The sequence below is a fragment of the Phaeospirillum tilakii genome, from assembly GCF_042683125.1.
Classification (GTDB): Bacteria; Pseudomonadota; Alphaproteobacteria; order Rhodospirillales; family Magnetospirillaceae; genus Phaeospirillum; species Phaeospirillum tilakii.
On record NZ_JBHUIY010000052.1, the window covers coordinates 1 to 18,606 of the forward strand.

Annotated in this window: 19 protein-coding genes and 1 pseudogene; 7 read left to right on the top strand and 13 right to left on the bottom strand. The window is 70.5% G+C overall.

The genetic code is table 11. The annotated features are described in order from the left end of the window. Nucleotides 1-430, bottom strand: a pseudogene (locus ACFSNB_RS17140) (hypothetical protein); the annotation flags it as partial. 68 nt (nucleotides 431-498) lie between these two features. Between ACFSNB_RS17140 and ACFSNB_RS17145 the strand changes: the two are divergent. Further along, a complete protein-coding gene (locus tag ACFSNB_RS17145) occupies nucleotides 499-912 on the top strand; it encodes a coiled-coil domain-containing protein (protein WP_377318795.1) in 414 nt (137 codons plus the stop codon). Nucleotides 913-918: 6 nt separating this feature from the next. Here the strand turns inward: ACFSNB_RS17145 and ACFSNB_RS17150 are convergent, their stop codons facing one another. From ACFSNB_RS17150 to ACFSNB_RS17205, 12 genes are all read right to left on the bottom strand, one after another. Then, nucleotides 919-1,524, bottom strand: a complete 606-nt coding sequence (locus tag ACFSNB_RS17150) for a phage connector family protein (protein WP_377318797.1) — start codon at nucleotides 1,522-1,524, stop codon at nucleotides 919-921. A gap of 5 nt (nucleotides 1,525-1,529) precedes the next feature. Next, on the bottom strand, nucleotides 1,530-1,727 hold the full coding sequence (locus tag ACFSNB_RS17155; protein WP_377318799.1) for a hypothetical protein: 198 nt from the start codon (nucleotides 1,725-1,727) through the stop codon (nucleotides 1,530-1,532). A gap of 80 nt (nucleotides 1,728-1,807) precedes the next feature. Continuing rightward, nucleotides 1,808-2,251: a Bbp16 family capsid cement protein gene (locus ACFSNB_RS17160; protein WP_377318801.1), complete on the bottom strand. Its 444-nt coding sequence runs from the start codon at nucleotides 2,249-2,251 to the stop codon at nucleotides 1,808-1,810. Between the two features lie 12 nt (nucleotides 2,252-2,263). Further along, nucleotides 2,264-3,256: a major capsid protein gene (locus ACFSNB_RS17165; protein ID WP_377318803.1), complete on the bottom strand. Its 993-nt coding sequence runs from the start codon at nucleotides 3,254-3,256 to the stop codon at nucleotides 2,264-2,266. Nucleotides 3,257-3,259: 3 nt separating this feature from the next. Further along, a complete protein-coding gene (locus ACFSNB_RS17170) occupies nucleotides 3,260-3,769 on the bottom strand; it encodes a hypothetical protein (protein WP_377318805.1) in 510 nt (169 codons plus the stop codon). A 139-nt stretch (nucleotides 3,770-3,908) separates the two neighbouring features. Continuing rightward, the gene (locus ACFSNB_RS17175; RefSeq protein WP_377318807.1) at nucleotides 3,909-4,190 is read right to left on the bottom strand and encodes a Bbp19 family protein; all 282 of its coding nucleotides are present in this window, start codon (nucleotides 4,188-4,190) and stop codon (nucleotides 3,909-3,911) included. After that, nucleotides 4,187-5,893 carry a portal protein gene (locus ACFSNB_RS17180; protein ID WP_377318809.1) on the bottom strand — a complete coding sequence of 569 codons (1,707 nt, stop codon included), beginning with the start codon at nucleotides 5,891-5,893 and terminating at the stop codon, nucleotides 4,187-4,189. The genes ACFSNB_RS17175 and ACFSNB_RS17180 overlap by 4 nt, the downstream gene beginning before the upstream one ends. Nucleotides 5,894-5,895: 2 nt before the next feature. After that, complete coding sequence (locus ACFSNB_RS17185) at nucleotides 5,896-6,114, bottom strand: hypothetical protein (protein ID WP_377318811.1); 219 nt, start codon at nucleotides 6,112-6,114, stop codon at nucleotides 5,896-5,898. Between the two features lie 185 nt (nucleotides 6,115-6,299). Continuing rightward, entirely contained in the window at nucleotides 6,300-7,739 is a 1,440-nt protein-coding gene (locus ACFSNB_RS17190) for an MDR/zinc-dependent alcohol dehydrogenase-like family protein (RefSeq protein ID WP_377318813.1), read from the bottom strand. Then, nucleotides 7,736-8,071, bottom strand: coding sequence for a hypothetical protein (locus ACFSNB_RS17195; RefSeq protein ID WP_377318815.1), 336 nt, complete (start codon nucleotides 8,069-8,071; stop codon nucleotides 7,736-7,738). The genes ACFSNB_RS17190 and ACFSNB_RS17195 overlap by 4 nt, the downstream gene beginning before the upstream one ends. Nucleotides 8,072-8,637: 566 nt before the next feature. Beyond that, the gene (locus ACFSNB_RS17200) at nucleotides 8,638-9,039 is read right to left on the bottom strand and encodes a nuclear transport factor 2 family protein (protein WP_377318817.1); all 402 of its coding nucleotides are present in this window, start codon (nucleotides 9,037-9,039) and stop codon (nucleotides 8,638-8,640) included. Next, a complete protein-coding gene (locus tag ACFSNB_RS17205) occupies nucleotides 9,002-12,682 on the bottom strand; it encodes a tetratricopeptide repeat protein (protein WP_377318819.1) in 3,681 nt (1,226 codons plus the stop codon). Before ACFSNB_RS17205 ends, ACFSNB_RS17200 begins: the two co-directional genes overlap by 38 nt. Nucleotides 12,683-12,865: 183 nt before the next feature. On the opposite strand from ACFSNB_RS17205, the gene ACFSNB_RS17210 reads away from it, so the two are divergent. The 6 genes from ACFSNB_RS17210 to ACFSNB_RS17235 all read left to right on the top strand — a co-directional run. Then, entirely contained in the window at nucleotides 12,866-13,033 is a 168-nt protein-coding gene (locus ACFSNB_RS17210) for a hypothetical protein (RefSeq protein WP_377318821.1), read from the top strand. Nucleotides 13,034-13,148: 115 nt separating this feature from the next. Next, a complete protein-coding gene (locus ACFSNB_RS17215; RefSeq protein WP_377318823.1) occupies nucleotides 13,149-13,907 on the top strand; it encodes an FkbM family methyltransferase in 759 nt (252 codons plus the stop codon). Between the two features lie 269 nt (nucleotides 13,908-14,176). Further along, on the top strand, nucleotides 14,177-15,424 hold the full coding sequence (locus ACFSNB_RS17220; RefSeq protein WP_377318825.1) for an alpha/beta fold hydrolase: 1,248 nt from the start codon (nucleotides 14,177-14,179) through the stop codon (nucleotides 15,422-15,424). Between the two features lie 260 nt (nucleotides 15,425-15,684). Next, nucleotides 15,685-16,857 (top strand): acetyl-CoA C-acetyltransferase, encoded by a 1,173-nt coding sequence (locus tag ACFSNB_RS17225; protein ID WP_377318827.1) that lies wholly within the window; start codon nucleotides 15,685-15,687, stop codon nucleotides 16,855-16,857. Between the two features lie 103 nt (nucleotides 16,858-16,960). Further along, nucleotides 16,961-17,683 (top strand): acetoacetyl-CoA reductase, encoded by a 723-nt coding sequence (phbB, locus tag ACFSNB_RS17230; protein ID WP_377318829.1) that lies wholly within the window; start codon nucleotides 16,961-16,963, stop codon nucleotides 17,681-17,683. A 151-nt stretch (nucleotides 17,684-17,834) separates the two neighbouring features. Beyond that, nucleotides 17,835-18,606 (top strand): MlaA family lipoprotein (locus tag ACFSNB_RS17235; protein WP_377318831.1); only part of this gene is annotated, 772 nt, incomplete at its 3' end.

The following is an 18,606-nucleotide window of genomic DNA, read 5'->3' on the forward strand; positions in this document are numbered from 1 at the left end:
AACTGCGCGCCAGCTTGCGCGGCGGATGGGCGGGATGGGCGAGATAGATCACGTCGCCCGACTGGGCGTGGGACAGTTCGGCGGCCTCGGCGGCGGTATAGGGGCTGGCGACCGTCACCACCTTGCCCGAGGCGTCCTCGACCAGCCCGCCCCGGTACCAGATCCGCATCGTCTTCTCGCCGAACTCCAGCAGACAGACCTGGGAGGTGTTGTTGAAGCGGAACGGGATCAGGGTGGGGGCGACGCTCTCGTCGGCGACGGCGCCGAGGAATTCGAACCCGGCGCGGTTGGAGACGCCGCCGGTGCGGTGGACGATGAAGTTGCGGCATTTGCGCAGGCCGACCGCGTACTTGCCGAGATCGACCCGGGCATACAGCGCGGGCGACAGCTCGCCCCCGGCGAACGAGGGCTGGAACAGGCGTTGGGTCATGGGCGGAACCTCGCGGCGGGGCGCCGGGTTGTGGTAGGATCGCTCAAGCGATCGAACGAGGGATGGCGATGAGCGCGACGGCGGTGCTCAAATTGCAGAAGGTTGGCTTCTCGGCCGAGCAGGTCGAGGCGCTGGCCGAGTTCATGGACACCCAGGCGGCGAGCAAGGCCGACCTGATCGAGGCCAAGGCCGAACTGAAGGCCGACGTCGCGGCCCTTCGTTCCGAAATGAAGGAGGAGATCGCCTCGCTCCGCGCCGAACTGAAGGACGACATCGCCTCGGTGCGTGCCGAACTGAAGGACGACATCGCCTCGCTCCGCGCCGAACTGAAAGACGACATCGCCTCGGTGCGCGCCGAGTTGAAGGACGAGATCGCCACCGTGCGCTCGGATCTGATGAAGACGATCCTCGGCGCGGTGGTGATCAACGCCACGCTGGTGCTGGGGGCGATGTTCGGCCTGGCCAAGCTGCTCGGTCACTGATTCCGTTCACCCCCGCTGTTCCCCGGTACGGCACAGGATCCAGTCGGCGGCGCCGGCCGGCTCGGTCCTGCCTTCGTTGCCGTCGCAGGCCCGGGCCACGCTCAGCAGGCGGGCATACTGGCTTTGGGCCATGTCCATCAGGGTCTTGTTGTTGGCGAGCGGCATCGCCAGTTCAGCGGCCAGCTTCCAGGAAAAGGCTTCGAGGAACAGCGGATCGCAGGCGGCGAGGTCGGTGACGCGGGCGGTGTAGAGCAGCACCGCCGGGGCCAGATCGGTGTGGATCACCCGGCCGGCCGCGCCGTCGCCGGCCACCTCGAACGGCACCGGCGGGGCCTGCCGGCCGCGCGGATTGACGATCTCGCGGGCGAACAGGCAATTGGCGGGATAGGCGTAGGTGTGGGCCCAGGGGGCGACGCTGGCGCCGGTATCGGCCAGGGTGCGGCGCAGGGTGGCGAAGTTCCAGGGATGGTCGCGCAGCGTGGCGTCGCGCGAGGGCTCGAACAGCAGCGCGCAGAGGATGCTTTCCTTCGAGCCCTCGTCGAGCGCGGCGATGGTCGCCCCGCCCAGGCGGACCAGGGCGAGGTTGCACAGCGCGACGGGCGAGACGGCCATCGCCGTCAGGCCCCGCCGGCGGGGGTGGCCTTGGCCCGGCCCTTGCCCCCGGCGCGGGCGGGCGGCGGGACGGGCTCGGGCTCGGCCTCGGGCGGGAGCGGCTCCATCGCCCGGCCGGCGGGACCGTCATGGGAGACGATCTCGCCCTTGCGGCGGCGGCTGCCGGCGATGAAGGCGTCGGCGGTGAGACGGTAGCGGGGCATCGGCGTTTCTCCGAACGGGAAGGGGACAGACGGGCTCCGCCCGGCCCGGGCCGGGTCGGGACGGAGCCCGGCCGACGCGATCAGGCGTCGGCGGCGGCCTGCCACGCCTCGGGGGCGGTGGTGAGGAAGGCGTGGATCGCCCCGCCGGTGAAGGCGGCGGTGGCGGTGAGCTGAAGCAGGCCGAGATAGCGTTCATAGCGCCCGGGCGGCAAGGCGAGGACGCAGACCCGCCGGCCGGCGGTCAGGCTGGCGACCGGCTGGGGATCGGTGACGAGATGAACGGTGGCGCTGCCGTCGGTGGCGATGGCCGGCTGGGCGTCGGAGACCAGCTTGAAGCTGGCGGTGGCGGCGCCGGCGCTGGTGGCGGTGGCGGCGACCTGGATCACCAGCCACAGCGGCTCGCCGCCGCCGAGATCGAGCCCGTTCCGGCCGAGATCGATCACATTGCCGAGCAGGGTGCTGCCGGCCGCCCCGGTATTGAGGGCGGTGGCGGCGCAGAACTGGGTGCGTTGGTCGAGGATCATCGCGGCAGCTCCTTACGACACGACGGTTTCGGTATTGAGGAGGACGTCGCTGAGCCGGACCGGGATGTCGTCGAACACCATCACCCGCTTGCCGGCGACGGTTTCCCAGCTCAGCCCGTCGGCGATCTTCTCGACGATGCCGAGCCGCAGCTTCTCGCGCAGGGTGCGGTTCATGTACCAGCAGGCCCGCCCGCGCCCGAGCACCGGGATCCGCTCGCTGGCCTGGATCATCCAGGTCAGCAGGTTCTTGGTGTTGGCGAGGGTGGAAAGGTCGGACACGTCGATGTTGGCGATGCGGGCGACGTAGCGCCAGTCGCGCAAGGTCAGGCCGACATCCCAGCGGTAGTGGGTGCGGTAGGCCTGCATCCGCCCGCCCAGCCCATCGACGTCCTCGATGGTGACCTCGCCGAGATCCTTGTGGCGCAGCCCGGCCTGCGAGCCCTTGGGATAGATGCCGTGGCAGGTGTCCGGCCCCCACACCACCAGCCAGATCGAGCTGTTGTCGGCGCCGGTGCCGCCGGCATTGACGATGTTGTCGGCATTCTCGGCCGACAGCGAATTGTAGCGCGGGGCGAGGCCGGTGAAGGCTTCGGGCTCGGTGCCCTCGTTGCCGTAGAACAGGGTCTGGGCCACTTCCTGGCTCATCCCCTCGATGTGGGCCTTGTCCTCGGACAGGCGGAAGGCGGCGGTGTTGCCGTTGAGGTCGGCCAGCGCCTTGTCGACCTCGGCATAGGCTTCGAGCATGCCGCAGGAATCGGTGATCTGGACCCGGGTGGACTTGGTCGGCTGGACGCCGCCATACAGCTTGCGCCAAGTGGGCTGGGGCAGGCCGGCGCGGATGGTGGTGCGGTGCCCGGTCGGCAGGTTGCCTTCGACGAAGGTCATGTCGTCGAGGATCTCGTTGACCTGGGACAGGATCTCGACCACCTGGGCGATCGAGCCGTCGGGATCGAGCGCCTTGGCGAGGTCGGCCAGGGTCGGGTTGGTGGAGACGAGGGTGGCCATCGGTTACTCCTTGGGAACCATGGTGGGATAAAGGGCGGCGAGGCGGTCGGGGCGGGGGGCGGCGCTGCCGCCGACCCGGCCGTCTTCCGCCATCGCCTTGCCGACGCGGTAGAAGGCGCGGATCAGCTCGGGGTGATTGCCGAGCCCGCTGTTGTCGAGCAGCTCGACCAGCGCCGGGGTGGCGAAGGCCTGCAACGCCTGCCGGGCGATGCCGGCGTTGCGGGCGAAATCGGCCCCGCCATATTCGGCATCGGCGGCGGCGTCCTTGGCCCAGGCCCGGGCGGTGTCGCGGGCGGCGTCGCCCTGCTTGCGGATCAGCCCGGCCTGGAGATCGACCAGCTTCTGGGCGGTGTCGCGGCTGAGCCCGGCCTCGGCGGCGAGGCTGCGGAAGGCGGCGCCGGTCTCGGCATCGGGGCTCAGCCCCTCCGGCAGCACCAGATCGTCATAGGAAGCCGCCGGCGCGGGCGCCGGCTCGGCGGCCGGTTCGGCTGATGGGGCAGGGGGTTCGGTCATGGCAACAACTCCTGTGGGGAAAAACTACGGGGCTGCCGCCCCGGCCCCGCTTGGGGCGATGCCCCAAACCCCCTTTGTTTTCAAAAAAGAAGGGGGTCCGGGGCATCGCCCCGGCCGGGTGCGGGCGGGAGCCCGCCTGTCAGGCGGACGGGGTCTCGACCAGCAATTCGGCCAGCCGCTCGGGGGCGGCGGCGCCGATCATCGCCACCAGGGCGAGTCCGACGGCGCGGCCGCCCTCGCGATAGGCCAGGGTCAGCGGATCGGGGCTGAAGCTGGCGGCGAACAGCCCGGTGCGGCCGAGCAGGCGGCGCAGTACCCGCCGTCCCTCGGGCCGGCTCAGCAGCCAGGCGAGGTCTTCGTCCTCCGGGCTGGGCCGGGCCGGGCGGGGGGCCTCGGCGGCGAAAGTGGGCGGGCCGCTCATGGCAGGGCGCCGGTGACGTTGGCGAGGATGTCGGTCAGGGCGCTGCGGTGGCCGGTATCGATCCGCGACAGCACCTCGGCCGAGCGGGCGGCCAGTTCGACCGTCTCCAGGCCATCGGCCTGGCGCTCGTTCTGCTGGCGCTGGGCGCGGCGGGTGGCGACCGCCTCGTCGGGGCGGAGCAGGCGGGGATCGACTCCGATCGCCTCGGCGTAGCTTTCCAGCGCCTGATCGAAATCGATCCGGTCGAGCACGCTGCGGTCGGCGGCGGCGAGGCTGCCGGCGAAGCCGCACAGCCGTTCGATCGCCCCGGTTGCCACCGCGCGCTGGGCCTGGGCCAGCATCGAGACATAGCGCACCCGCAGCCGCTGCCCGGCCAGGGCCGGCGGCGGCGGCGGCAGCAGTCCGGCCCGGCTGGCGATGGCGAAGACGCGGTCGATCAGCGGGTCGAGGAACTCGTGATGCAGCCGTTCCAGCACCGGCCCCAGCATCAGCAGTTTTTCCTCGCGGCGGGCGTCGATCTCGGTGGCGGTGACCCCGGCGCGGTCGATCTGGCTGATCATCAGCCACAGATCGACGTAGAAGGCGTCGCGGATCCGCTGCCGCACCCGGTCCATGTCGCGCTGCATCTCGTCGAGCCGGGGCTGGACCTGATAGAGCGGCGTCGCCACCGGCGGGGCCGGCCCCCCGGCGAGGTCATAGAAGGTGGTGCCGTTGGGCAGCGGGTTGACCACCGAATTGCCGCGCAGGTTGGCCGGCACGTTGAGCGGCGGCTTGACCATCTTCTGGATGGCGAGCGACTTGTCCTTCTCCTGGGCCTGGAGCTGCTCGACATCGCCGAGCGCGTCCATCGCCGGGCTGGTGCCGTAGATGTCGGGCGCGGTCAGGTTCCAGCGCGGGCACATCGCCGGGAATTCGTCGAAGCCGGACAGCCGCAGCAGCCGGTCGTCCGGCCCCCCTTTTTCGATCCAGACCGAACGCCACGGCTTGCGCCAGGCCGGCCCCGGGCCGGGGCGGTGGTGGGGGTTGGGCTCGATCGCCTGGACCAGCTCGACCCAGGCATCGCGGCGGTTGTTGTCGAACAGGGTCCGCGTCGCGGGCGAGACGGCGCTCCAGTCACGAGCGCCGGTGGGGCCGGCCGGGGCGAACTGCTCGACCAACTGGCCGACGCTGAGGCTGTAGACCCGGTACAGGCTGTCGATTCGCCCGTTCGCCCCGGCCGCGAGGTAATATTGCCCGGCGGTGAGGGTCTCGCAGGCGATCACGTCGTCGAAATCGGGATAGACCAGCATCGTGGCGGTGCCGAACGCCGCCAGCTCCTCATAGACCGCCGCCAGCGCGTCATAGGCGTTGGAGGCGCTGAAGATCTCGCGCAGCATCGCCTCGACGTCGGCCAGCCAGCGCTGGACGCTGTCGTCGCGGGCCAGGGCCGGCGATTGCGGGGCGAGGCGGAACCACGGCCGCGCCGGGCTGGTGATCCCGCTCATCAGCCCGGCGGCCATGGTGCGCAGCGCCAGGGTGCCGGTGTTGTCGATGATCTTGCGGTTGCGGCGGGCGCCCTTGTTGCGGTCGCCGACCAGGAAGCGGCCGCGCCGGGGCAGGATGGTGTCGGACACGTCGCGCCAATGGGCGACCCACGACTCGCGTTCCTGCGCCAACGCCTCCAGCCGGCCCAGGCAGGCGCGGCGGATCTCGCGCGGATCCATCCTCATTGCCCCAGCAGGCTTTTCTTGGCGGTGCCGACCGGGGCGGCATCGCCCTCGCCGCTGGTCAGGATGGTGCTGGCGGTGCCGGCGCCGGCATAACGCTTGCGGGAGGAGGCATAGGCGTCCTGCGCCGCGCCGTCGGCATAGCTCGCCGCCTTGGTCGCGGTCACCGTCGCCACGCTCGGCGCCGAGATCGACGAACCCGAATCGAACAGTCCCATCGGATGCTCCTGTGGTGAGAAAAAAAGACGTGGGCGCCGCCCACACCCGCCAAGGGCCGCAAGGCCCGTTTCCCCACGCAGCACCCGGCGCCGGCCGAGGGGGACGACGGCGGCGACAGGCGACAGGCGGCAAAGGAAAGGGATCCAAGGGCCCGCGGCCCTTGGCGGGTGCGGGCGGCGCCCGCTCAGATTTCGTCGTCGCGCCCGTCGGCGGCGAAGGTGGGAGCGGCGGCGGGGCCGCGCCGCACCGGGGCGGTGAAGGTCAGCGCCAGCGCGTCGGCGCGGTTGGGGGAGGGCAGGCCACGGCTTTTCATCGCCTCCTTGCCCTCCAGCTGGATCTTGCCGTCGAGCCGGGCCACCGTTTCCGGCCCGGTCAGGTCCTGGGCCAGCACCCGGTCGCCGGCTTCGATCGCGCCGCCCTGCTTCAGCCAGTCGCGCATCTCGCGCCACAGGAAGGCGCGCAGATTGAGACAGCCGGGGTCGGGACTGTGGCCGGAGAACCACGCCAGCCGCCACGCCCGCCCCAGCGCCTTGCCGGCGCTGACGATGCCGGTGCCAAAGCCGGCATCGATGAACACCGCGTCGGCGCGATGCTGATCCTCCAGCCGGGCAATCAGGTTGGCCATCGCCACGTCGTCGTCATTGTGGGCGAAATTGGCGATGATTCGCCCGGCCAGCCCCTGACGCAGGGCGATGACGAACTCGTCCTCGCCGGTCCAGGCCGGATCGACCCCCAGGATCACCGGGGCGAAGGCGTATTGCCCGGAGCGTAACACCCGGCCGCGCGCCGCCTCGACATCGGTTTCGGCGATGAACTGGCGGCTCGATTGCGAGGGGAACTCGCCCCGGACCCGAACCTTGAAGAAATCGCTGTCCTCGCCATGATCGAGCCGCCATTGCTCGATCTTGGCGAGGTTGGTGCCGGGGACGGTGCGCGAATCGATCTGGCGGTTGAGCCAGCGATGGCGATAGCGGCGGAAACATTCACGGAAGCGGCCGGAATTGCGGGTGGGATTGCCGAACACCACCCAGATCAGGATGGTGTCGGCGTCGGTCAGGGCGCCTTCGGCCACCTCCCACACCTTGTCGTCGATGTTGGAGGCCTCGTCGAACAGCAGCATCACCAGCCTTCCCTGGTTGTGCAGCCCGGCGAAGGCCTCGGTGTTGGTGGCCGACCAGGAGACGAAATCCTGGCGCCAGCCCTCGGCCTGGGCCGGGTCGCGCGCCTTGATCGCGGTGGCGCCGGCATCGAACCAGGGGGCGGTCAGCGACAGCCCGAACCAGCGCCGGATCTCCGGCCCGGTCTTGGTGCGCAACTGCGCCTCGGTGTTGGCGGTGGTGAGGATGCGGGCGCCGACATGGCAGGACAGCGCCCAGTTCGACAACATCCCCATCAGTGCCGACTTGCCGATGCCGTGGCCGGAGGCGACGGCGATCTGACAGGGCTGGTAGCGGGTGGCGGGGTCGGCGAGGTGGTCGCGGATCGCGGCCAGGATCTCGGCCTGCCAGGGATGCGGCCCCGGTTTGGCGGCCAGCGGCCCGCGCCCCCAGTCCCAGGCGGCGCGGGCCCAGCGCAGCGGGTCGAGCGCGCAATCGGCGGCCAGCGCGAACAGAGCGTCGCTCATGGCTTCTCCCGGTCGAGACGCTGCTTGGCCCGGGCCAGCCGGGCGGCAAGGGATTGATCGGATTCGCCGGCCGCGCTCTGGGCCTTGCGGGCGGCCAGTTCGACGCGGGTGGCGGTGGCGGCGGCGCGGATCGCGCTGGCGATCCGGCTGTCGGCGTCGCGGCCGTCGCCCTCGCGGGCGGCCAGCGCGCGGCTGATCATCAGGGCGGCCATCAGCCGCATCCGCTCGGCGGGGTCGGCGGTGGCGGCCAGCGCGGCGAGGGTTTCCTCGTCATCGCCGGACTCGCCCTCGCGCCGCCCCCGCCCCGGATCGGGCTCGGTGTCGGTCGGCATGGACTCTCGCGGCAGGGAAGGGGGAAAACGCCAAACGCCCGGATGAGGGTTTCATCCGGGCGCAGTGGTGGCGTGAACGGAAGTCAACACCATCCCTGTGCGATGGTCAAGCGGTTTTTTCGTGGATTCTTTTTCGTCATGCGCGGACTTGATCCGCGCATCGATGGAAGCCGCTTGGCGCCTTGCCCTTCCTGGCCCCCGGGTCTCTGGCCGCTCCCCGAGCGTGACGCGGATATGGTCCCCTCCGCCCCTTTCCGTCATGCGCGGACTTGATCCGCGCATCGATGGGAGCCGCGTGGCGCCTTGCCCTTCCCGGCCCCCGGGTCTCCGGCCGCGCCCCGAGCTTGACGTGGATATGGCCCCCTCCGCCCCTTTCCGTCATGCGCGGACTTGATCCGCGCATCGATGGAGCCGCGTGGCGCCTTGCCCTTCCTGGCCCCCGGGTCTCTGGCCGCTCCCCGAGCGTGACGCGGATATGGTCCCCTCCGCACCTTTCCGTCATGCGCGGACTTGATCCGCGCATCCCTGGGAGCCGCTTGGCGCTTTGCCCTTCGGGTCTTCGACCGCTACCCGATCTTGACGCGGATGTCGCTGCCCGAGACCTGCACCGGCTTGTTGCCGTGGCCGGTGACGGTCATCGTCTGGGTCACCTCGGTCACCGTCACCCCGGCCTCGGCCAGCAAGGCCCGCAGCTCGGCGAGCGAATCGGGGTGGGCGGTCAGGAAATCCTCCACCGCCAGTTCGGCGGCGGTGCGGCGCCGCGGGTCATCGGGAGTCTGGCTGTAGCGCTCCAGGGCGGCGTGGCCTTCGACACCGGGGGCAATCTTCCCGGTCAGCCAGCCCCACAGCTTCACCGCTTGCGCGGCAACACCCTCGGCCGCCTTGCCCGCCAGAATCCCTCCGGCCTGGCTGGCATACGGGGCCAGCAGGTCAAACGCCGCCGTCACCAAGGCCGTCGTCTCCATCATTGCCCTCCTCCTGTTGCAAGCGTTGGAAAATTTCGGCGATCGGTGCCAGCAGGGCGGCATCCGGCTCGCTTCCGCTGCTTTCGCTGCGGCGACGGTACCCCTGAACCATCGCCCGCATCAGACCGGCGAAAGCCGGCGGCACAGCTAGGACGAAGGGGGTCAGGGCCAAGATGGCGCTTCGGTCGCGCTCGATCGCGGTGGCGGTGTCGCCGTTTGCTTCCAGAACATTGGCCGAGACAGACAAGGATCGGGCGAGGTCCGGGGTGAAGGCGTTGGGCCGCCCCGCCGCCAGCGGCCGATACAGCCCCACCGCTTCCTCAATCGCCACCAGCGCCGCCTCGCGCCGGCCGAGGTCGGACAGGCGGTTCGACAAATTGTGGAGGGACCTTGCGAGGTCCGGGGTGAAGGCATCGGAACGTACCGCCGCCAGCGACCGGAACAGTCCCACCGCTTCGTCGCTCGCCGCCAGCGCCGCCTCACGATGACCGAGGTCGGACAAGCGGTTCGATAGGTTGTTGAGAGACTTTGCGAGGTCCGGGGTGAAGGCGTTGGGACGTGCTTCTGCCAGCGACCGGTACAGCCCCACTGCTTCGTCGCTTGCCGCCAGCGCCGCCTCGTGACGGCCAAGGGCGGATAAGTGGTTCGACAGGTTGTTGAGGGACCTTGCGAGGTCCGGGGTGAAGGCGTCGGGACCCGCTGCCGCTAGCGCGCGCCGGATCGCCACCGCCTCGTCGCTCGCCGCCAGCGCCGCCTCACGACGGCCGAGGTCGGACAGGCTGTTCGACAAATTGTGGAGGGACCTAGCGAGGTCCGGGGTGAAGGCATCGGAACGTACTGCCGCCAGCGACCGGAACAGTCCTACCGCTTCGTCGCTCGCCGCCAGTGCCGCCTCACGATGGCCGAGGTCGGACAAGCGGTTCGATAGGTTGTTGAGAGACTTTGCGAGGTCCGGGGTGAAGGCATCGGGACGTTCTGCCGCCAGCGACCGAAACAGCCCCACCGCTTCGTCGCTTGCCGCCAGCGCCGCCTCACGACGGCCGAGGTCGGACAACCGGTTCGATAGGTTGTTGAGGGAGCTGGCGAGGTCCGGGTTGAAGGCGTCGGGACGCGCCGATGCCAGCGTCCGGTACAGCCCCATCGCCTCGTCGCTCGCCACCAGCGCCGCCTCGCGCCGGCCGAGGTCGGACAGGCGGTTCGACAGGTTGTTGAGGGACCTTGCGAGGTCCGGGGTGAAGACATCGGGATGCGTCGCCGCCAATGCACGCCGGATCGCTACCGCTTCGTCGATTGTCGCCAGCGCTACTTCGCGACGGCCGAGGCCGGACAGGCGGTTCGACAGGTTGTTGAGGGACCGGGCGAGGTCCGGGTTGAAGGTGTCGGGACGCGCCGCCGCCAGCGTCCGGTACAGCCCCACCGCTTCGTCGATCGCCGCCAGCGCCGCCTCGCGCCGGCCGAGGTCGGACAGGCGGTTCGACAGGTTGTTGAGGGAACTTGCGAGGTCCGGGTTGAAGGCGTCGGGCCGCGCCGCCGCCAACGCACGCCAAATCTCGACCGCTTCGTTGCTCGCCACCAGCGCCGCCTCGCGATGGCCGAGGGCGGACAGGCAGTTCGACTGGTTGTTGAGGGTCCTTGCGAGGTCCGGGGTGAAGGCGTCGGGGCGCGCCGCCGCCAACGCATGCCGGATCTTGACCGCTTCGTCGCTCGCCGCCAGCGCCGCCTCGCGCCGACCGAGGGCGGACAGGCAGTTCGACTGGTTGTTGAGGGACCTTGCGAGGTCCGGGTTGAAGGCGTCTGGCCGCACCACCGCCAGCGACCGGTACAGGTTTACCGCTTCGTCGCTTGCCGCCAGCGCCGCCTTGTGACGGCCGAGGGCGGACAGGCGGATCGACCGGTTGTTGAGGGAATGGGCGAGGTTCGGGGTGAAGGCGTCGGGCTGCGCTGCCGCCAGCGACCGGTATAGTTCCACCGCTTCGTCGCTTGCCGCCAGCGCCTCCTCGCGACGGCCGAGGTCGGACAGGCGGTTCGACAGGTTGTTGAGCGACCCTGCGAGGTCCGGGGTGAAGGCGTCGGGACGTGCCGCCGTCAACGCACGCCGGATCTCGACCGCTTGGTTGATTGCCGCCAGCGCCTCCTCGCGACGGCCAAGGTCGGACAGGCGGTTCGACAGGTTGTTGAGCCAACCAGAAAGCCTGCCCCGAGCGGCAAAGCCGGCTTCATCGCCCGGAGCGGCTTCGGCAGGCTGACGCAGCCCTTCGACGATCTTGCCCGTGAGGGCGGTGGCAATCTCACGCAGGGAGACCGTCTGTTGGGGGAACTGAACGGCGAGGGCGATCAGGTCCTCGGTCGTCTCGATCGAGCCCACCACCGCGCCCAACCAATCCAGACCCGGCTTTCCCGCCGGGAGGTCACCAAAGTCCTGACCAAGCCGGATCAAGGCGCCGGCAATTGCGGGACAGCAGCGATACCAGCGCAGGATCCTCGGCCCGGATTGTCGCGGGGTCTGCTTCTCCATCACCGCCAGGACGAAGGCCCCGCCGATCAGATCGGGTTGCAGGGCCTGGGCGTCCGCGCCGCCGGCCTGGAGCAGCTCCAGCAGGGAATAATCGAAGCCCCCCGGTAAGGGCGGCCAGTTTTCCGTCCTGGCCTCGGCCGCGAGCTGTTCGGCCAAGGCGTCCCGGGACAGGCCGCCCGCCAGGGTGACCAGGGCCGCCATCTGTTCGACCACCGCCGGATCGACCCGGTGGTCGGCGGCAAAGTGCCGCAGGCGGGACCGTTCGAACCCGGCGAGGGTGAACGCCATCTCCTGGCGGCTTTTGCCGAGCCGGGAATGATCGCCCGCCTGCAGGGCGATCACGGTGGCCATCGCCAGGTCGAGGGGCAGGAAAACCCGGTGGGGCTCGCGGATCAACCGAGCGAGTTCCGCCAGGGCCGGCGCCAGGGGGGGCGGGGAGGGGAGCAGGGGTGTGGCGGCCTGCCTGACCGCATCGACCAGGGCCTGACGCTGCTCGACCGCCTCCAACCCGGGCAGTCGCAGCAGCGGGGCGCCCTCCACCATGTCGGCCAGCCCCGGCGCCGCTCCCGGGCTCGACGCGGCACCCAGATCCTTCCACCAGCCGATGGCGGGGTCGGCGTGACGCTCGACCAGCAGCAGCCGGAGCCGGGGCTCGGCCCGGTCGTTCTGGGCCAGTTCCTCTAGCCATTGCTTCAGCCGCGCGGTCTTGGCGGCGGCGTAATCCACCACCACCAGGGTCGGCCGGTCCCATCCCCACGCCGATGAATTCTGTTTGTCGAAGAAGCGGTCCAGTTCGGCATGGGTGAGGAAGCCGGCCAGCCAGCCGTCTGCGTCCGCCCGGGCGCAGAGTTCGATCGCCAGCCGGGATTTGCCGCTGCCGGCATCACCGACCAGCCCGGCGACCGCGATCGGGGCCGGACGGTCGAGCCACGCCTGCAACCCGGCCAGTTCCGCCTCGCGCCCGATCAGGGGAAGCTGGGTGACAAAGCCGTTGAGAACCTCCAGCAGGCGACGCGGCCTGCGGCCTCGCCGGTGGTGCGGGACCAGGGCGAGATGAGGCAGCCCGCCGATCTGGATATTGATCCCGCTTCCCTGCGCCTGAACGATGACGTTGCCACCGCCAGTGTTCACCGCCGCCGTCTGGTTCATGGCATCCCCGCCACCCCACGATTGGGATAGGGTGGCCGAAACCGGTTCGCCTGTCGAGCGCGTCTCGATCCCGCGCCGATCGGCGACAGCGTCAGGCCGGTCTCGGGCTCCCAGCGGGCCGCACCGGTGTTATCCTGAAGCAACCACGACAGCGGAGGGAACCGCATGGACGCCTATCTGTTTGCCGGAGCCTTGCTGGCGATCGCGCTGGTGGTCGGCCGGGCGGCCCCGTCGGCGACCAAGGCGGCGCCGGCCCGGGTGGCCGGCATCATCGCGCTGCTCGGCGCGATCATCGCCCTCGTCCAATTCGGGCATGATTGGCTGAAGCCATAAGCATGCCGTTCGTTTTGTTCCCTTCCGCCAGATTGCGGTTGCAAACAGCCCATCCGTCCCGGAGAGTTGCGGGGTCAATCTTTGGCGTACCCGGGTAGAATGGAAGGGACGGACGATGGATTTGGGACGGTATCGGGTCAAGCAGTGCCGGCATGGCTGGATGATGTATAGCGGGACGCACCATTGGCCGGTGCCAACCTGCCTCGACCTCTACGGCGAATACAGCGAGGCCGAGATCGAGCTGATGAATTGCCTGGTGTTCGAGGGGCAGACCGTGCTCGATGTCGGCGCCAACATCGGCGATCTGACGGTGCCGCTGGCCAGGATGGTCGGCACCCAGGGCAAGGTCTACGCCTTCGAGGCCAATCCCCAGCCCTACAACGTGCTGTGCGCCAACCTCGCTCTCAACGACCTGGAACAGGTTCGCCCGATCAACGCCTTCGTCGGCCGGGCGGACGAGGCGCCCAACCCCAATTTCACCGGCGGCCGTTGGCCGGCGGCGCAGGTGGCGATCGACGATTTCGGGCTCGAAGCCTGTGCCCTGATCAAGATCGACGTCGATGGCGGCGAGAAATCGGTGATCGAGAGCGCCCACCAGACCATCGCCCGGCTGCGCCCGGCGCTGTATTTCGAAAACGACGTCCGCCCGCTGTCCGAGGCGCTGCTGAGCCATGTGATGGCGCTCGACTACAACCTCTATTGGCATATCGCGCCGGTGTTCCGCGAGAACAATTACTTCGACAACCCGCATCCGTTCTGGCCCGAGCGCGGGATGATGAGCTCGATCATGGTGTTGGGGCTGCCGAAGGAATGGCGGCTCGAACTGCCGCTGCCGCTGCCGCCGATCCAGGATCCGCGCGACTGGTGGGAGTGAGCCGCCGGCGTCGGGCCTGTTTCTTTCCAGGGAGTGGGCGCGGCCGGGCAAATCCTCTATACTGGCGGCCATGACCGAGCCGCCGTCCGACGTCGCCGAACTGGCGCGCCGCTATCTCGATCTCTGGCAGCGACAGGTGGCCGCGCTGGCCGGGGATCCGGCGGTGGCCGCGGCGGTGGCGCGCGGGTTGGCGCTGATCACCGCCGGGCTGGGCGGCGCGGCGGCTCCGGGTTCCGACTCCCCGCCGCAGGAGGGCAGGGCGCCCCGCGATGAGCCCGCACCATCTTCCCCCCCTGAATCCGCCGCGCCCGGGTCCGCGGCCGCTGCCGCTGCATCTGGCGATCCAGCTTGCGATCCTGTCCGGCTCGCTGGCCGCCTTGCCGCTCTGGAGGCACGGGTCGCTGCCCTGGAAGCCGCCGCTCGATCGGGCGGCGGCGGAGCTGGCGGCAAGGCTCGCCGCCGCCGGGACTGAGGCCGGCCCGGCCTTCGTCCGGGCGCTGGCGGTCGAGGCGGCCGGGCGGGCGGAAACCTTCCTGGCCGGGATCGAGGCCTATCGCCGCCATCCCTACCGCCGCGATCTGGCCGACCCGCCGACGGCGTGGCGGGCCGGCACCACTCGCCTGCTCGATTACCGTCCGCCCGGGGGCGGTGGCCCGCCGCTGCTGGTGATCCCCTCGCTGGTCAACCGCGCCTACATCCTCGACCTCACCGCGCGGCGCAGCCTGATGCGCTATTGCGCGGCGCGCGGGCTGGCGCCGTTCCTGGTCGATTGGGGCGCGCCGGGGCCGGAGGAGGCCGGCTTCACCCTGACCGATTACGTCGCCCGCCGGCTGGAGCCGATGCTCGACCACGTCACCGCCCTGTGCGGCCGCCCGCCCGCGCTGGTGGGCTATTGCATGGGCGGGCTGCTGGCGCTGGCGCTGGCCCAGCGGCGTCCGGCCGGGGTGGCGGCGCTGGCCCTGCTGGCGACACCGTTCGATTTCGCCGCCGGCAATCCGGCCGAGGCGGCGCTGGCCGGGGCGCTCGGCCCGCTGCTGGCGGCGGCGCTGGCCGGCGGGGCGCCGCTGCCGGTCGATGGGCTGCAAACCCTGTTCAGCCTGCGCGATCCCGGCCTCGCTTTGGTCAAGTTCTCCGCCTTCGCCGGCTGGCGCCGCTCCAGCGCGCGGGCGCGCGCCTTCGTCGCGGTCGAGGATTGGGTCAATGACGGGGTGCCGCTGGCGGCGGCGGTGGCGACGGAATGCCTGCTCGGCTGGTATGGCGCCAACAGCGTTGCCCGGGGCGGCTGGCGGATCGCCGGCCAGCCGGTCCGGCCCGAGGCGGTGACGGTGCCGACCCTGGCGCTGGTGCCGGCGCGCGACCGCATCGTTCCCGCCGCCTCGGCCCTGCCGCTGGCCGAGCGGATCGCGGGGGCGCGGATCGAGCGCCTGCCCGGCGGCCATGTCGGCATGCTGGTTGGCCGCCGCGCCGCCACCGACTGCCTCGGCCCGCTGACCCGCTGGCTGGCCCGCCACGCCTGATTGTTTAATCGCTATCCCCTCTGGGGCGCGACCAACGCCCGCGCCCAAGCTGACAGGCCGCTCCGTGCCCGACCCTCAAAGGGTTCCAAGGGCCTTGCGGCCCTTGGCGGGGGTGGGCGGAGCCCACATCGCCGGTTTTTTTGACCGTCATCGAACGGCGATGGCATGACCGAATGGCAGGGCTGTATTACCGTAAAGGCGTCTCTTATGTATCATGGATTGCAGAACCGCCCGACAACACCGAAGGAGAGTCCAGGACCATGACCGATATCGTGATCGCGGCCGCCGTCCGCACCCCGATTGGATCCTTTTCCGGATCGCTGGCCGGGCATTCCGCCGCGCAGCTTGGCGCGCTGGCCCTGCGGGCCGCGCTGGAGCGGACCGGTCTGGCGCCGGCCGAGGTGGACGAGGTGCTGCTCGGGCAGGTGCTGACCGCCGGCCAGGGGATGAATCCGGCCCGTCAGGCGGCGCTGGCGGCCGGGCTGCCGGTCGAAAGCACGGCGGTGACGATCAATCAGGTGTGCGGTTCGGGCCTGCGCGCGGTGGCACTGGCGGCGCAGGCGATCCGCGCCGGCGACGCGACCGTGGTGCTGGCCGGCGGCCAGGAGAGCATGTCCAATTCCCAGCACGCCACCTTCCTGCGCGGCGGGGTGCGGATGGGGCCGGCCACCCTGACCGACACGATGGTCCATGACGGCCTGACCGACATCTTCAACAACTACCACATGGGGGTGACCGCCGAGAACGTCGCCCGCGAGCACGGCATCACCCGGGCCGACCAGGATGAATTCGCCGCCGCCAGCCAGGCCAAGGCCGAGGCGGCGATCAAGGCCGGCCGCTTCCAGGACGAGATCGTGCCGGTGCCGGTGGTGGTCAAGAAGCAGGAAACCCGGTTCGACACCGATGAATTCCCCCGCTTCGGCACCACCGCCGAATCGCTGGGCAAGCTGAAGCCGGCCTTCCAGTCCGACGGCACCGTCACCGCCGGCAACGCCTCGGGGATCAATGACGGCGCGGCGGTGCTGGTGGTGACCAGCGCGGCCGAGGCGGCCCGGCGCGGCCTGACCCCGCTGGCGCGGATCGCGTCGTGGGCCACCGCCGGGGTCGATCCCAAGGTGATGGGCACCGGCCCGGTGCCGGCCTCGCGCAAGGCGCTGGCCAAGGCCGGCTGGCGGGTGGAGGACCTCGACCTGATCGAGGCCAACGAGGCCTTCGCCGCCCAGGCGATCGCGGTCAACCGCTCGATGGGCTGGGACACCGCCAAGGTCAACGTCAATGGCGGCGCGATCGCGCTCGGCCATCCGATCGGCGCCTCGGGGGCGCGGGTGCTGGTCACCCTGCTGCACGAGCTGCGCCGCCGCGACGCCCGCAAGGGCCTCGCCACCCTCTGCATCGGCGGCGGCATGGGCATCGCCCTCTGCGTCGAACGCTGACGCCCCGGGGCGGAGGGACTCCCCCGGCCCGGGCGCGCGAGGCGGCCGCGAGAGCCGCCGCGCCCGGCAGCCGGCAACGATGGAAACGACAGGAGGACGGATCATGGCTCGTTTGGCACTGGTCACCGGCGGCACCCGCGGCATCGGCCGCGCCATTTCGGTGGCGCTGCGCGACGCCGGCTACCGCGTCGTCGCCAATTACGGCGGCAATGACGAGGCGGCCGCGAAATTCACCGAGGAAACCGGCATCCCCGCCCGCAAATGGGATGTCGGCGACTTTCCCGCCACCGAGGCGGCGATCGCGGCGATCGTCGCCGAATACGGGCCGGTCGACATCGTCGTCAACAATGCCGGCATCACCCGCGACGCCACCCTGCACCGGATGAGCCCGGAGATGTGGGAGCAGGTGGTGCGGACCAACCTGTCCTCCTGCTTCAACACCTCGCGTCTGGTGATCGAATCGATGCGCGAGCGCGGCTTCGGCCGCATCGTCAACATCGGCTCGATCAACGGCCAGGCCGGGCAGTACGGCCAGGTCAATTACGCCGCCGCCAAGTCGGGCATCCACGGCTTCACCAAGGCACTGGCCCAGGAAGGGGCGGCGCGCGGGGTGACCGTCAACGCCATCGCCCCCGGCTATGTCGATACCGAGATGGTGCGCGCGGTGCCGCCGGCGGTGCTGGAGAAGATCATCGCCCGGATTCCCGCCGGACGGCTCGGCCATGCCGAGGACATCGCCCGCGCGGTGCTGTTCCTGGTGGCCGACGACGCCGATTTCATCACCGGATCAACGATTTCGGTCAATGGCGGTCAGCATATGTACTGACGGTTTGGTGGCCGTCCCCCCCGGGCGCCGACCGCCGGGGGGGACGTGAATCTATTGACTTCCCCCCCCGCCCCATGCGAACGGAACCATCGGGCAGCGTCCTCCGGGATGCATTTCTAGGGTCGGGAGAGGGACAGGAATGGTCCGCGGGATGCGTCTGACGTCGTTGCTGGCGGCGGCTGTGGTCTGTATGGCGGCGGGGTGCGCCACCCTGCCGGAGGATCCCGAGGAACGGGCCGAGATCGAGGCGCTCAACGATCCGCTGGAGCCGACCAACCGGGCGATCTTCGACGTCAACATGGCGCTCGACGACGCGGTGATGGTTCCGGTGGCCGAATCCTACCGCGACAATTTGCCCGACTGGCTGCGCGAGGGTATCCACAACATCCTGTCCAACCTCCAGGAACCCTATGTCGCCGGCAACGACCTGTTGCAGGGCAACACCCGCGCCGCCGCCGATTCGCTCGGCCGTTTCCTGATCAATTCGACCTTCGGCCTGTTCGGCGCCCGCGACGCGGTGGCGGACAGCGGCGGGGCCAAGCCGCACAAGACCGACATCGGCATCACCCTTGGGGTGTGGGGCTTCGAGGACGGCCCCTATCTGATGCTGCCCTTCCTCGGCCCGTCCTCGCTGCGCGACGGCACCGGCAAGGTGGCCGAATATTGGGCCAGCCCGACCGGGGCGATGCTGGAGGCCGGCGGGGTCGGGGTGATCAGCGACGTCCAGACCGGGGTCGATCTGCTCGACACCCGCGCCGCGCTGCTCGACCCGATGAACGAGCTGCGCCGCACCTCGCTCGACGAATATGCCGCGATCCGCAGCCTCTACCGCCAGAGCCGCGCCGCCGCCCTGGCCGAGGCCCGCGCCGGCCAGCTCGCCTCGCGCGCGCCGGTCGCCGGCGCCCCCGCCGCCGCGCCGGCTG

Bases quoted from the DNA above. Each gene is read 5' to 3' on its own strand.
- ACFSNB_RS17145 (WP_377318795.1), top strand. From the start codon at position 499: ATGAGCGCGACGGCGGTGCTCAAATTGCAGAAGGTTGGCTTCTCGGCC.
- ACFSNB_RS17150 (WP_377318797.1), bottom strand. From the start codon at position 1,524: ATGGCCGTCTCGCCCGTCGCGCTGTGCAACCTCGCCCTGGTCCGCCTG.
- ACFSNB_RS17155 (WP_377318799.1), bottom strand. From the start codon at position 1,727: ATGCCCCGCTACCGTCTCACCGCCGACGCCTTCATCGCCGGCAGCCGC.
- ACFSNB_RS17160 (WP_377318801.1), bottom strand. From the start codon at position 2,251: ATGATCCTCGACCAACGCACCCAGTTCTGCGCCGCCACCGCCCTCAAT.
- ACFSNB_RS17165 (WP_377318803.1), bottom strand. From the start codon at position 3,256: ATGGCCACCCTCGTCTCCACCAACCCGACCCTGGCCGACCTCGCCAAG.
- ACFSNB_RS17170 (WP_377318805.1), bottom strand. From the start codon at position 3,769: ATGACCGAACCCCCTGCCCCATCAGCCGAACCGGCCGCCGAGCCGGCG.
- ACFSNB_RS17175 (WP_377318807.1), bottom strand. From the start codon at position 4,190: ATGAGCGGCCCGCCCACTTTCGCCGCCGAGGCCCCCCGCCCGGCCCGG.
- ACFSNB_RS17180 (WP_377318809.1), bottom strand. From the start codon at position 5,893: ATGGATCCGCGCGAGATCCGCCGCGCCTGCCTGGGCCGGCTGGAGGCG.
- ACFSNB_RS17185 (WP_377318811.1), bottom strand. From the start codon at position 6,114: ATGGGACTGTTCGATTCGGGTTCGTCGATCTCGGCGCCGAGCGTGGCG.
- ACFSNB_RS17190 (WP_377318813.1), bottom strand. From the start codon at position 7,739: ATGAGCGACGCTCTGTTCGCGCTGGCCGCCGATTGCGCGCTCGACCCG.
- ACFSNB_RS17195 (WP_377318815.1), bottom strand. From the start codon at position 8,071: ATGCCGACCGACACCGAGCCCGATCCGGGGCGGGGGCGGCGCGAGGGC.
- ACFSNB_RS17200 (WP_377318817.1), bottom strand. From the start codon at position 9,039: ATGATGGAGACGACGGCCTTGGTGACGGCGGCGTTTGACCTGCTGGCC.
- ACFSNB_RS17210 (WP_377318821.1), top strand. From the start codon at position 12,866: ATGGACGCCTATCTGTTTGCCGGAGCCTTGCTGGCGATCGCGCTGGTG.
- ACFSNB_RS17215 (WP_377318823.1), top strand. From the start codon at position 13,149: ATGGATTTGGGACGGTATCGGGTCAAGCAGTGCCGGCATGGCTGGATG.
- ACFSNB_RS17220 (WP_377318825.1), top strand. From the start codon at position 14,177: ATGAGCCCGCACCATCTTCCCCCCCTGAATCCGCCGCGCCCGGGTCCG.
- ACFSNB_RS17225 (WP_377318827.1), top strand. From the start codon at position 15,685: ATGACCGATATCGTGATCGCGGCCGCCGTCCGCACCCCGATTGGATCC.
- phbB (WP_377318829.1), top strand. From the start codon at position 16,961: ATGGCTCGTTTGGCACTGGTCACCGGCGGCACCCGCGGCATCGGCCGC.